Here is a 12,514-nt window from a genome sequence, read left to right on the forward strand (position 1 = left end):
GCGGCGGTACGACACTGGCGGAAACACGTCACGCAAGACCCAACGGAAGGTCAACGCACCACAAAGAGCGGCTTTCCCCGGCAAGGTGACGAGGCGTACGGTTCCGTTTTCCGCACACCCATCCGATGGTCCGAACAGGGATGCCCATGCCACTCGATCACATACCAGGCAAGAGACGCGCGGCCCGGCTCGCGCTCGCCGCGGGCCTGGTGGCCGCGCTGACGGCCGCCGGCCCCGCGCTGGCGGTCGCCGACCCCGCCCCCTCCTCCCCCGCCACCGGCTCGGACGCCCCCGGCGAGCCCGGCAAGGACGCGGCGGACAAGCTCGGCTCCGCCGACGCCACCCTGCTGGCCAAGGCCAAGGCGGACGGCGACAAGAACGTCACCTTCATGATCGCCGGCAAGCCCGGCAGCACCGCGGAGATCAGCTCCCGGCTGCACGCCCAGGGCGCCAGCGTCGGCCGGACGTACGACCAGCTCGGCTACGTCCGCGCCACCGTGCCCACCGCCAAGGCCGACGCGGCGATCGGCGCGGCGCAGAAGCTGCCCTCGGTGCTGGCCATCGACCTCCGGCAGGAGGTGAAGCTCGACGACCCGACGCCGGCCGCCGACACCACCGCCGCGGCGTCCCGCCACCCGGGCAAGCCCGCCACCACCTACCCGGGTCCCGACAGGAACACCCCCGCCAAGAACCCGTACCAGCCCGCCTTCGAGACCGGCGCGGTGGACTTCGTCAAGGACCACCCCACCGCCGACGGGCGCGGCATCACCATCGGCATCCTGGACTCCGGCGTCGACGTCGGCCACCCGGCGCTGCAGAAGACCACCACGGGCGAGCGGAAGATCGTCGACTGGGTCACCTCGACCGACCCGATACTCGACGGCGACGCCACCTGGCGGCCCATGGTCACCGCGGTCTCCGGGCCGTCCTTCACCGCGGCGGAGCGCACCTGGACCGCGCCCGCCGGCAGCTACTTCTTCAGCACCTTCGCCGAGGCCGCCACCAAGGGCGGCGACATGCTGGGCGACCTCAACCGCGACGGCGACACCACCGACGTCTGGGGCGTGCTCTACGACCCGGCGGCCGGCACCGTCCGGGTGGACCTGGACAACAACGGCGACTTCGGCGACAACGCCGCCATGAAGCCGTACAAGGACGGCTTCCAGATCGGCCACTTCGGCACCGACGACCCGGCCACGGCGATCTCCGAGTCGATCCCGTTCACCATCGAGATCCGCAAGGGCGTCCCGATGGACCCCTACGGCGGCCCCTGGGTCGGCAAGACGGCCGACTTCGTCAACATCGGCCTCGTGCAGTCCGAGCACGGCACGCACGTCGCCGGCATCACCTCCGCCAACGGGCTCTTCGGCGGCAGGATGAACGGCGCCGCGCCCGGCGCGAAGATCGTCTCCTCCCGGGCCTGCACCTGGACCGGCGGCTGCACCAACATCGCGCTCACCGAGGGCATGACCGACCTGGTGGTCAACCACCACGTCGACGTCGTCAACATGTCCATCGGCGGCCTCGGCGCGCTCAACGACGGCGCCAGCGCCCGCGACCTGCTCTACCAGCAGCTGATCGACACCTACGGGGTGCAGCTGGTGATCTCCGCGGGCAACGACGGCCCCGGCGTCAACACCATCAGCGACCCGGGCCTGGCCGACCACGTCCTCAGCGTCGGCGCGTCCATCTCCCGGGAGACCTGGGCGGCCAACTACGGCTCGCAGACCACCGTGCCGTACTCGCTGCTGCCCTTCTCCGCCCGCGGCCCGCGCGAGGACGGCGGCCTCGCCCCCGTCATCACCGCGCCCGGCGCCGCCATCAACTCGGTGCCGACCTGGGAGCCGGGTGCGCCCGTCGCCGACGCCGGCTACGACCTGCCGCCCGGCTACGCCATGCTGCAGGGCACCTCGATGGCCTCACCGCAGGCCACCGGAGCCGCGGCACTGCTGCTGTCCGCCGCCAAGGGCCAGCATCTGGCGGTCACCCCCGCGCAGCTGCGCACCGCGCTGATCAGCACCGCCACGAACATCCCCGGCTTCCAGACCGTCGACCAGGGCGCGGGACTCGTCGCCGTCGGCCCCGCCTGGAACCTGCTGCGGCAAGGCGGCACCACCGACACGTACACCGTCAAGGCGCCGGTCGACACCGCCCTGTCGAGCTACCTGCGGACCCCCGGCTACGGCACCGGCGTCTACGACCGTGAGGGCGGCCTGGCGGCCGGTCAGCAGCGGACGTACAACGTCACCGTCACCCGCACCAGCGGCCCGGCCTACGCGCAGCTGCACACCCTGAGCTGGGCGGGCAACGACGGCACCTTCTCCGTCGGCAGCCCCCTCGTGGTGCTGCCGCTGGACAAGCCGGTCACCGTGAAGGTCACCGCCAAACCGCGATCCGCCGGTGTGCACAGCGCGCTGCTGAACGTCGACGACCCGCTCACCCGCGGCACCGACACGCAGGTCGCGGCCGCCGTCGTCGTCTCCACGCCGATCGCGGGCCCGTCCTACACCCTGACCCGCTCCGGGACGATCCAGCGGGACAGCACCCGCTCGTACTTCCTCACCGTCCCGGCCGGCGCGACCTCGCTCGAAGTCGCCATGGGCGGCCTCAAGCCGGGCAGCCAGACCCGCTTCATCTCCATCCACCCCTACGGTGTGCCGCTGGACTCCACGCAGACGCCCGACTGCTACCCCAACTACAACAACCCCGCCAACACCTGCCGGCCCGACCTGCGGTCCTACGCCGACCCGCTGCCGGGCGTGTGGGAGATCGAGGTCGAGGCCCGGCGCACCTCGCCGCAGCTCGACAACCCGTACGTGCTGACCGTCTCGGTCCTGGGCGCGTCCTTCGACCCGGCCGTGCAGACCGTACCCGAGGCCAAGGTGGGCACGCCGGCGCCGGTGAGCTGGACCGTCAGCAACGGCTTCGCGCCGATCAGCGGGGGCTCGCTGAGCGGCGGGCCGCTCGGCTCGGCGCTCACCGCGACGCCGACCATCGCCCAGGGCGGCTCACGGACGACCTCGCTGACGCTCGGTTCCGGGGTCTCCCGGCTGGACGTCTCGATCGGGTCGCCCTCCGACCAGCAGGCCGACCTCGACCTCTACGTCTACCTCGACGGCGTGCTGATCGCGCAGTCCGCCGACGGTGACGCGGAGGAGGCGGTCAGCCTCGCCGACCCGGCGCCGGGCACGTACACCTTCGAGGTGGACGGGTACTCGGTGCCGTCCGGCTCGACGACCTACTCCTACGAGGACGTCTACTACTCGGCCGCCCTCGGCCAGGTCACGGTCGACACGTCGGCCCCGGTCAACCTGCCGCACGGTGCGTCGGCGACCGTCTCGGCGTCCGTCCTGGCCTCGGCGGCGGCCCCCGCGGGCCGCCAGCTCTTCGGCCAGGTCCAGCTCCTGGACGCGGGCGGTACGCCTGCCGGCACGGGCAGTGTGATCATCACCTCCACGACGCCCTAGCCGGGGTGGCTTGCGCGGGGTACGGGCCTTCCGCTCGTACCCCGCGCCCCCCGGGGGTGCCACGTGCCGTGGCGTTGCTTTCTCCCCCGCCGTCGTGGCTTGTCGCGCAGTTCTCCGCGCCCCTGGGGGATTGCCCCTTGCGGCGGGCTCGCACCCTTTCCCACCGATCGGGCTGAGCGCGCAGCTCCCCGCGCCCCTGGTGGCGTGCCCTCTGCGCGGAGGGTGACCGCTTGTCAGGAGGCGCTGGGGGTACCCCCAGGCGAAGCCCCGGGGGCGGAACTGCGCGCCCCAGCACACCACCGGGGGAAGGTCCCGGGACCCGGGAGAGGGGCGGCCAGGGTGGGGTACCCCCTTACGGTGCGCGGTGCAGGATCGTCCGGGCCGGGAGGGCCGTGGACGCGAGGGTCAGGGCGACAGCGCCGGCCGCGAGGCCGATCGCGGTGGAGGCGGGGACGTAAGGGGACGCCCCGGTGAGGCCGCGGGCGATCGGGACGAGCGTGATCCACGCGATGACCGCCCCGATACCCAGGCCGGCCACGGCCACGAGCACCGCCTCCAGCCGCAGCATCCGCAAGACCTGCCGCCGGGTCGTCCCGGCGAGCCGCAGCAGCGCGACCTCGCGCCGCCGGTCGAACACCGTCATGACCAGCGTGTTGGCCGCGGCGACCGCCGCGAACCCGCCGAGGACCGCGGCCATCACCCGGTTGGCCCAGGCGTTGAGTTCGAGGTCGCGGTCGGCCTGCGCGCGGTAGCCGGCCCGGTCGGTGACCCGGAGGCCGGGCACGTCGAGCCGGCCGAGGTCCCGCCGTACCGCACCCGCGTCGGCCCCCGGCCCGTCGTGCACGAGCACCTCCGTGTCGAAGGCGCTCGCCGCGTGCGGTGCGACCGCGGCCCGCGGCAGCAGCAGCGACCCGAGGCCCAGCCCGCGGCTGTACGTGGCGACGACGGTCGGCCGCAGCGTCGTACCGTCGCCGAGCCACAGCGAGATGCGGTCGCCGACCTGGACCTTGGCCGTCGCGGCGAGCAGCGTGTCGACCGCGACCGTGCGCCCGTCGCCGGTGAGGTCGGCGAGCGAACCGGTGCGTACGCCGAGCGCGAGGACGCCGGGCAGCCGGGCGGGGTCGCCGTCGACGCCGAGCACGCTCGTGGAGTTGAGCGAACCGCTCGCCCGGTAGAGGGCGCCGCTGCGCAGCACGCCCACCGCGCCGGCCACGCCCTTGACCTGCGCGGCCCGCGCCGCGGTGCCGGCCGGCAGCCCGCCCGCGCCGGAGCCGACCACCTGGTCGGCGACGACACCGTCCCTGATCTGCCGGGACGCCTCGTGCTGGATCGAGCTCTGCATGCACAGCAGCGTCCCGGCGAAGGCGGTGACCAGCACGATGGGGGTGATCGCGGAGGCGAGCCTGCGCGCGTTGGCACGGGTGTTGGCCGCGGCCAGCACGCTGGCGGCGCCGCCGGCCCGCAGCGGCAGCCCGAGCACGGCGGAGGCGAGCCAGGCGACGACCGGGCCGAGGAAGGCGACGCCGAGCATGAAGCTGAAGACGACGCCGAGCGCGATCGAGGCGGCGTCGTCGCCCGTGGTGTGCGCGGCGACCGCGGCCAGCACGACCCCGCCCGCGACAGCCGCCAGGCCGAGCACCGTACGGACCACGCCGGGCCTGCGCCGCTCCACCGCGGCCTCGCCGAGCGCCTCGCTGGGCCGGGCCTTCGACGGCCGCCTGGCCGCCAGCAGGCCCGCGCTCAGCGCGGCCAGCAGCCCGGCGCCGACCGCGGCGACCATCGGGATCCAGCCCACCGCCAGGGTCACCCCGTGCGGCACCGCGTCCCTGTCCACGAGTTGGCCGAGCCACCAGCAGGCCAGCGCGAGGCCGGGCAGGATGCCGGCCAGCCCGGCGAGCGGGGCGACGAGCAGCGCCTCGGTCGCGACGGTGCGGCGGATCTGCCGCGGGGTCGCGCCGATGGCGCGCAGCAGGGCGATCTCCCGGCGGCGCTGGCCGACGGCGAGCGCGACGGTGCCCATCACCACGAAGACCGCGGTGGCGGCGGCGATGCCGCCGAAGGAGGCGCCGATGGCGGTGAGCATCTCCTTGGCTCCGGCGAGCTGCGGCTGCTCGGCGGCGCCGCGTCCGTTCCCCGTGCGGACCTGGGCGGCGCCGCCGACGGCGTGCCTGGCCTGGTTCGCGGCCTCCGCGGTGGCGACGCCCGGGCGGGGCAGGACGGCGACGGCGTCGGCGAGCCCGGGGTGTCCTGACAGCCGGGGCGCGGCGGACTCGGCGAAGTACGCGGTCGCGGAACGGCCCGGCGCGGTCAGCCCCGCCACCCGGTAGGCGGCGGTTCCGCCGGGCGCGGTCAGGGTGACGGTACGTCCGACGCCGGTGTGCGCGGCCCGCGCGGTGCCGGGGTCGAGGACGACCTCGCCGCTGCCGGGCGCGTGGCCCTGTACGGCGGCGGCGCCCTCGACGAGGCGCGCGTCCCAGTTGCGCCCGGTCAGCGCGGGCAGCCCGGCGCCCTGAACGGGGAAGGCGACGTCGGGTACGGCGGCGGCGACGCCCGGCTCCGCGGCGATCCGGGTGGCGAGGGCGGCGGGCAGCCGCGGGGTGTCGGTGAGCGGCTCCGCCTCGGTGTCGCGGTCCCCGCCGTGCCCGACGGTGATCCGCGCGTCGGGGTCGGGGGCCACGACGACCGGCACATGGGCGTACCGCACCGGCGCGACATGGGCGGTCAGCCCGGTCTGCAGCAGGGTGCCGCAGGCCGTGACGACCGCGGCGGCGAAGAGCAGCGCCACGAACGTCCCGACGAAGGACGCGGGGCGGAAGCGTACGGACGCACGAGCCAGCCCGTTCACAGGAAGACCCCTCCCGGGGTGGCAGGCGCCATCGGCGCGGCGGCGGGGGAACGCGGTGCGGGGGCCGCCGGCGCGGCCGTCGCGGTCATGCCGCCGCTCCCAGGGACGGGCCGGCCTGCGGGCGCTCGGTCAGGGCGACCATGCGGTCGGCGACGGCGGTCGGGGTCGGGGCGTGCAGTTCGCCGGCCAGCAGGCCGTCGGCGAGGAAGAGGACCCGGTCGGCGCGGGAGGCGGCGACCGGGTCGTGCGTCACCATCACCACGGTGGCGCCCATCGTGTCGACCGCCCGCCGCAGCAGGTCCAGGATGTCGCGGGCGGTGCCGGTGTCCAGCGCGCCGGTCGGCTCGTCGGCGAAGACCACCTCGGGCCGGCTGATCAGCGCCCGCGCGATGGCGACGCGCTGCTGCTGCCCGCCCGACAGCTGCCCGGGCCGGCGCCGCCCGTGGCCTTCGAGGCCCACCTCGGCCAGCAGCGCCTGCGCCCGGCGGCGGTCCGGGCGTACTCCGGCCAGCCGCAGCGGCAGCAGCACGTTCTGCTGCACCGTCAGCGAGGGCAGCAGGTTGAAGGACTGGAAGACGAAGCCGATACGGCTGCGCCGCAGCTTGGTCAGCCGGTTCTCGTTCAGACCGGTGATCGGCTCGCCGCCGAGCAGCACCTCGCCGCCGGTCGGCCGGTCGAGACCCGCCGCGCACTGCAGGAACGTGCTCTTGCCCGAGCCCGAAGGCCCCATCACCGCGGTGAAGCTGCCGCGCGGCAGCGCGAGGTCGATCCCGCGCAGCGCGCGCACCGCCGCGTCGCCGCGGCCGTAGGTGCGGGTCAGGGAGCGGAGTTCCACAGCGGAGGTGCCGTTCGTAGCCATGTTCACGACGCTACGGAGTGCCGACCGGGTGAACCATGGCGTCTGCCGCCCTCTCAGGGGTGGGGACAACCCCACCGTCACCGAACGCGCCGGGTGTGGCACACCCCGGAAGGGGTAGGGCTCTGGGATCGACCGGAAGAGACCGCATGAAGGCGGAGGCTTGATGGACCGGGCACGGCTGGCGGCGCTGCACGGCGTGGATGTGACGTACCAACCGGCCCCGGGCCAGGAGGTCGAGGTCTCCGAGGAGACCGTGGTGGCCGTGCTGGCCGCCCTGGGCGTGGACGCGTCCACGCCGCACGCGGTGCGGGACGCGCTGGCCGCGCACGAGATGCGCACCGCCCACCGGCTGCTGGCGCCGTGCACGGTGCTGCGTGCGGGGCAGCCGCTGACCGGTCTGCCCGAGGGCACCGAGATCAGCGTCGAGACCGCGGCGGGCGAGCGCCTGGCCGCCGTGCCGCGGGAGCCCGGGCGCTACGTGCTGCGTGCGGCCGCCCCCGACGGGCGGGCCGCCAGGGGCGACCTGGTGGTGGCGCCTGCACGGGTCGCGGGGCCGCCGGGCCGGGCGTTCGGCTTCATGGCGCAGCTGTACTCCACGCTGTCCGAGCGTTCCTGGGGCATGGGCGACCTCGGTGACCTGGCGGAGCTGGCCGCCTGGTCCGGCCGCGCGCTGGGCGCCGGCTTCGTCCAGATCAACCCGCTGCACGCGGCGGTGCCGGGCCATCCCACCGACCCGTCGCCGTACCGCCCCTCCTCGCGCCGCTTCCCCGACCCGGTCTACCTGCGGATCGAGGAGGTCCCCGAGTACGCGTACCTGTCCAGGGACGCCCGCGAGCAGGCCGGGCGGCTGCTGGTCAAGGCCGCGGCCCTGCGGGACAACGTGCTGCTCAAGGACACGCTCATCGACCGGGACGCGGTCTGGGAGCTGAAGGCGCAGGCGCTGGAGCTGCTGCGCCAGGTGCCGCTCAGCCCCGGCCGGCGGGCCGCCTACGCCGACTTCCTGGCCGCGCAGGGACAGGCGCTCGACGACCACGCCACCTGGTCCACGCTGGCCGAACTGCACGGCCCCGACTGGCAGAAGTGGCCGGCCGGGCTGCAGAACCCGCGCTCCGCGCAGGTGGCCAGGCTCCGCAGCCGGCACCTGGAGCGGGTCGACTTCCACTGCTGGCTGACCTGGCTGACGGACAGCCAGCTGGCCACCGCCCAGCGGGCCGCACGCGACGCCGGGATGCCGATCGGCGTGGTGCACGACCTCGCGGTCGGCGTCCACCCGGCCGGCTCCGACGCCTGGTCCATGCAGGACGTGCTGGCCAGGGGCATGTCGACGGGGGCGCCCCCGGACGCCTTCAACGCCCGCGGCCAGGACTGGGGCCTGCCGCCCTGGCGCCCCGACGCCCTCGCCGCCACCGGGTACGCCCCGTACCGCGACCTGATCGCCCGCATGCTGCGGCATGCCGGCGGCCTGCGGATCGACCATGTGATGGGCCTGTTCCGGCTGTGGTGGGTGCCGGAGGGCCGCCCGCCCACCGAGGGCACATACGTGCGCTACGACGCCGACGCGATGCTCGGGCTGCTCGCCCTGGAGGCATACGAGGCCGGCGCCGTCGTCATCGGCGAGGACCTGGGCACCGTCGAGCCCGGGGTCAGGCAGAAGCTCGCCGACCGCGGCATCCTCGGCACCTCCGTGCTGTGGTTCGAACGCAACTACGACGGCGCGGGGGCCGACCGCCGCCCGCTGCGCCCGGCCGCCTGGCGCGAGGCCTGCCTGGCCACCGCGACCACCCACGACCTGCCGAGCACCGCAGCCCGGCTGACCGGCGAGCACGTCGAGCTGCGGCACCGGCTGGGGCTGCTCACCCGCCCGCTGGAGCAGGAGCAGGCGGAGGACGCCGCGGAGGTCGCCGAGTGGATCGCGCTGCTCGGGCGGCTCGGGCTGCTGCCCGAGGGCGCGGCCGACGAGGAGGCCGTCGTCCGGGCCGTGCACCGCTTCCTGGCGGCCACGCCCGCCCGGATGGTCGGCGTCTGGCTGCCCGACGCCGTCGGCGACCGCCGTCCGCAGAACCTCCCGGGCACATGGGACCAGTACCCGAACTGGCGGCTTCCCGTCGCCGACCCCGACGGCAAGGCGCTCACGCTGGAACAGCTCGCCGCGTCCCGGCGGCTGCACGCCCTCACCGACGAGATCCGCCGCGCCCTGGACCCGGACGGCGAACCCTAAAGCACCCCCGGGCGCGCGGGTCCCCGGGGCGGTCACTACATTGGCCACGTGGACAAGAAGCTCAACAAGAAGGTCATGCGCGCCGGCGTCGTCACCGCGGTGACCACCGTGATGCTGCTGGTGTCGTCCCCTGCGTTCGCGCTGACGCGCGATGACGGTGACGACCCGGGCTCGGGTCTGAGCGTCATCCAGACCCTCGGCCTCTTCGTCGCCCTCCCCCTGGTGCTCTTCGGCGTCATCGCCGGGTGCGTGATGGCCACGGACAAGACCCGCAAGCAGCAGCAGGGCTGAGCCCTTTGCCGCTTCCCCCCGGCCCACGGTTGCGGCCGGTGGTGGGTTGCGCGCGCGGTTCCCCGCGCCCCTGAGGTCCTGCCCTCTGCGGTGCGTTGATTGTCTGCGGCCGCGTCGTGGCTGGTCGCGCAGTTCCCCGCGCCCCTGGGTGATTGCCCCTTGCTGTGGGCTCGCATCTTCCGGTCCGTCGTGGTCGCGCGCGCGGTTCCCCGCGCTCCTGAAAAACGCCCACCCTCTGCTCAGAGGGCAAGCCGTCAGGGCCGCGAGGAGTCGCTCGCGTTACTGGGACGCGGCCAGGAGGCGCCGGAGAAGTCCGGCAAGGACATCCGCCTCGTCCGCGTCCAGCGCGGAAAGCGCGGCCTGTTGGACGGCGAGGCCCGCGACGAGTGCCTCGTCGACGACGGTGATCCCCCGCTCGGTGAGCGAGACCCGCAGCCCGCGCCGGTCGTGCGGGTCGGGCGCCCGCACCAGGAGCCCGGCGCGCTCCAGCTTGTCCAGCCGCCCCGTCATCCCCCCGGTGGTGAGCATCAGCGTCGCCGACAGCTCGCGCGGCGACAGCGTGTAGGGCGATCCCGCCCGCCGCAGCGTGCCGAGCACGTCGAACTCCCCCCGCCCGATGCCGTACCGCAGGTACTCGCTCTCCATCCGGTCCCCCATCGCCCGCGCGATGCGGTAGACGCGCCCGAAGACGGCCATGGCAAGGGTGTCGAGCTCGGGCCGCTCCACGGCCCACTGCCCGGTGACGGCATCCACAGCATCCGCTTCCATCTCTTCAGTATCGGCCGCATACCACTCTGTCGCAAGAAACTTGCTTGACCGTAAGCAGCTTAGCGCTAAGCTAGTTAGCACCGACCTACTTGCGGGAGAACCGACATGCCGCCGTCACGCACACGCCCCACCTCCCCCACCAGAGCCACCACCCGCCTCCCCGGCGAGAAGGCCATGCTCGGCGCGATGGCGGTGGACTCGGTCGGCTCCGGCATGTACGTCCCGTTCAGCCTGGTCTTCTTCCACCACATCACCGGGCTGTCCTTCGCGGTCGTGGGCGCGGTGCTCACCGCGGTCGGGCTGGTCGGCATGGCGGCGCTGCCGCTCGCGGGCGCGGCGGTGGACCGCTACGGCGCCCGGCGGGTGCAACTGCTGCTCTACGGGGTGCGCGGCGCCGGCTTCGCGCTCTACCCGTTCGCCACCGCGCTGCCCGCGTTCGCCGCCGTCGCGCTCGGCACGGCCTTCGGCGACCGCGCCTTCCCCGCCGTGCAGCAGTCCTGGATCGGCGAGGTCGCGACCGGCGCGGACCGGGACAGGCTGCAGGCCGCCGGCCGCGCGCTGCGCAACGGCGGGCTCGGCGCGGGCGCGCTGCTCGCCTCGCTGGTGGTCACCCTCGCGGGCGACCGCGGCTTCATCGCCGCGGCCTGGCTGAACGCGGCGAGCTTCGCCGTCGCCTGGCTGCTGATGCGCCGCGTGCAGGCACCCGCTCGGCCGGCGGCGCAGGCGGCACCCAAGGCGGCGGGCGCCGGTTACCGGGTGGTCTTCGCCGACCGCCCCTTCCTCGGCCTCACCAGCGCCAACTTCCTTGTCGCACTGGGGTATTCGGCCCTGTCGGTGCTCTTCCCGCTCCTCATCGCCGGGTCGCTGCACGGCCCGCAGTCGCTGACCGGCGCCGCCTTCACGGTCAACACGGTGCTGTGCGCGGTCGGCGGGGTCCACATCGCCCGGCTGAGCCGCCGCGGCGGCGCCCGCCGCACCCGGTCGGCGGCGCTGGGCGCGGTGCTCTTCGCGTCGGCCTTCGCCGGCCTCGCCGTGCTCGCGACCGTACGGCCGCAGGCCGGCTGGGTGTCAGTGGGCCTGCTGCTCGCGCTGGTCACGCTCTACACGGTCGCCGAGACGGTGCACAATCCCGCGGCGAGTTCGCTGGCCGTCGCGGCGGCGCCCGAGGCGCTGCGCGGGCGTTACATGGCCGCCTACCAGCTGTCCTGGTCGCTGGCCTCGATCCTGGCGCCGTCGCTCTTCACCGCGCTGACCGCGGCGGGCGCGGCTCTGCCCTGGCTGCTGCTGGTGGGCACCTCGCTGGGCGCCGCGGGCCTGCTGCTCCGGCTGGAACGCGTCCTGCCCGCCGAGGCCGTCAACCTCCCGGCCCCGCGCCGCACTTGGCACAGCCCCGCCCGGCCGGCGAACCTCCCTGCGCGGACCGCCGCCCGGGGCTGACGCCCGCGCGGCCGGCTCACCAGACGTCGCCGTCGCGCCAGTCGCAGGTCAGCTCGCCGTCGAGGTCCAGCGCGGTCACCGGGTAGACGTAGATCCCGTTGTCCTCGTCGGGGGTGGCGACGACGCCGTCCGGTGTCAGGGCGCTGGTGCGGCCCGCCCAGGGGCGCCAGCCGCGGGCGGCGTAGAAGCCGGTCGCCGCGTCGGCGGAGCCGAGGGCGCCCAGGTCGTAGGCGCCCTGGATGATCCGCTCGGCCACCGCCATCACCGCGGCCCCGTGGCCCTGCCCGCGCCGGTCGGCGCGCACGGCGACGGCCTCGACGTAGCCGCTGCGCAGCGCCCGGCCGCCGTGCAGCAACCGCCGCTGGACGACGGCCGCGTGGCCGATCGGCTCGTCGCCGTCGATGACCACGGTGTGCAGGCCGCCGAGGGTGTGGTCCCAGTCGGCGTCGGTGAAGGCGCCGTCGGGATGCCCGGCGAAGGCGCCGTCCAGCAGCCGGCGGATCGCGGCACGCTGATCGGGGGTCAGGTCCGCGGTGTGCACGGTTCGTACGAAGGTCTCGGCCACGGACCCATACTCCCGCCCTACCGCCGGTACGGGTCCCAGGCGCGGCGGCCGGGGACCCGTATCG

General features: G+C 74.8%; 8 protein-coding genes. 4 read left to right on the forward strand and 4 right to left on the reverse strand.

Annotated elements, in window-relative coordinates:
• Window positions 1-140: 140 nt before the first annotated feature.
• Window positions 141-3,467: a S8 family serine peptidase gene (locus NFU81_RS12145; protein WP_422665180.1), complete on the forward strand. Its 3,327-nt coding sequence runs from the start codon at window positions 141-143 to the stop codon at window positions 3,465-3,467.
• A 352-nt stretch (window positions 3,468-3,819) separates the two neighbouring features.
• Here NFU81_RS12145 and NFU81_RS12150 read toward each other — a convergent pair whose 3' ends face one another.
• Both NFU81_RS12150 and NFU81_RS12155 read right to left on the reverse strand, forming a co-directional pair.
• Entirely contained in the window at window positions 3,820-6,312 is a 2,493-nt protein-coding gene (locus tag NFU81_RS12150) for an FtsX-like permease family protein (RefSeq protein ID WP_251488692.1), read from the reverse strand.
• A gap of 85 nt (window positions 6,313-6,397) precedes the next feature.
• Entirely contained in the window at window positions 6,398-7,171 is a 774-nt protein-coding gene (locus NFU81_RS12155) for an ABC transporter ATP-binding protein (RefSeq protein WP_251488694.1), read from the reverse strand.
• A 163-nt stretch (window positions 7,172-7,334) separates the two neighbouring features.
• Between NFU81_RS12155 and malQ the strand changes: the two genes are divergently transcribed.
• A complete protein-coding gene (malQ, locus tag NFU81_RS12160; protein ID WP_251488697.1) occupies window positions 7,335-9,389 on the forward strand; it encodes a 4-alpha-glucanotransferase in 2,055 nt (684 codons plus the stop codon).
• 75 nt (window positions 9,390-9,464) lie between these two features.
• The gene (locus NFU81_RS12165; protein WP_422665186.1) at window positions 9,465-9,680 is read left to right on the forward strand and encodes a hypothetical protein; all 216 of its coding nucleotides are present in this window, start codon (window positions 9,465-9,467) and stop codon (window positions 9,678-9,680) included.
• 279 nt (window positions 9,681-9,959) lie between these two features.
• Here the strand turns inward: NFU81_RS12165 and NFU81_RS12170 are convergent, their stop codons facing one another.
• Window positions 9,960-10,448, reverse strand: a complete 489-nt coding sequence (locus NFU81_RS12170; protein ID WP_251488701.1) for a MarR family winged helix-turn-helix transcriptional regulator — start codon at window positions 10,446-10,448, stop codon at window positions 9,960-9,962.
• A gap of 105 nt (window positions 10,449-10,553) precedes the next feature.
• On the opposite strand from NFU81_RS12170, the gene NFU81_RS12175 reads away from it, so the two are divergent.
• On the forward strand, window positions 10,554-11,885 hold the full coding sequence (locus NFU81_RS12175) for an MFS transporter (protein WP_251488703.1): 1,332 nt from the start codon (window positions 10,554-10,556) through the stop codon (window positions 11,883-11,885).
• Between the two features lie 16 nt (window positions 11,886-11,901).
• On the opposite strand, the gene NFU81_RS12180 is transcribed toward NFU81_RS12175, so the two are convergent.
• Window positions 11,902-12,489 carry a GNAT family N-acetyltransferase gene (locus NFU81_RS12180; protein ID WP_422665187.1) on the reverse strand — a complete coding sequence of 196 codons (588 nt, stop codon included), beginning with the start codon at window positions 12,487-12,489 and terminating at the stop codon, window positions 11,902-11,904.
• Window positions 12,490-12,514: the final 25 nt, after the last annotated feature.

This window comes from Actinacidiphila cocklensis, assembly GCF_907177275.1.
GTDB lineage: Bacteria > Actinomycetota > Actinomycetes > Streptomycetales > Streptomycetaceae > Actinacidiphila > Actinacidiphila cocklensis.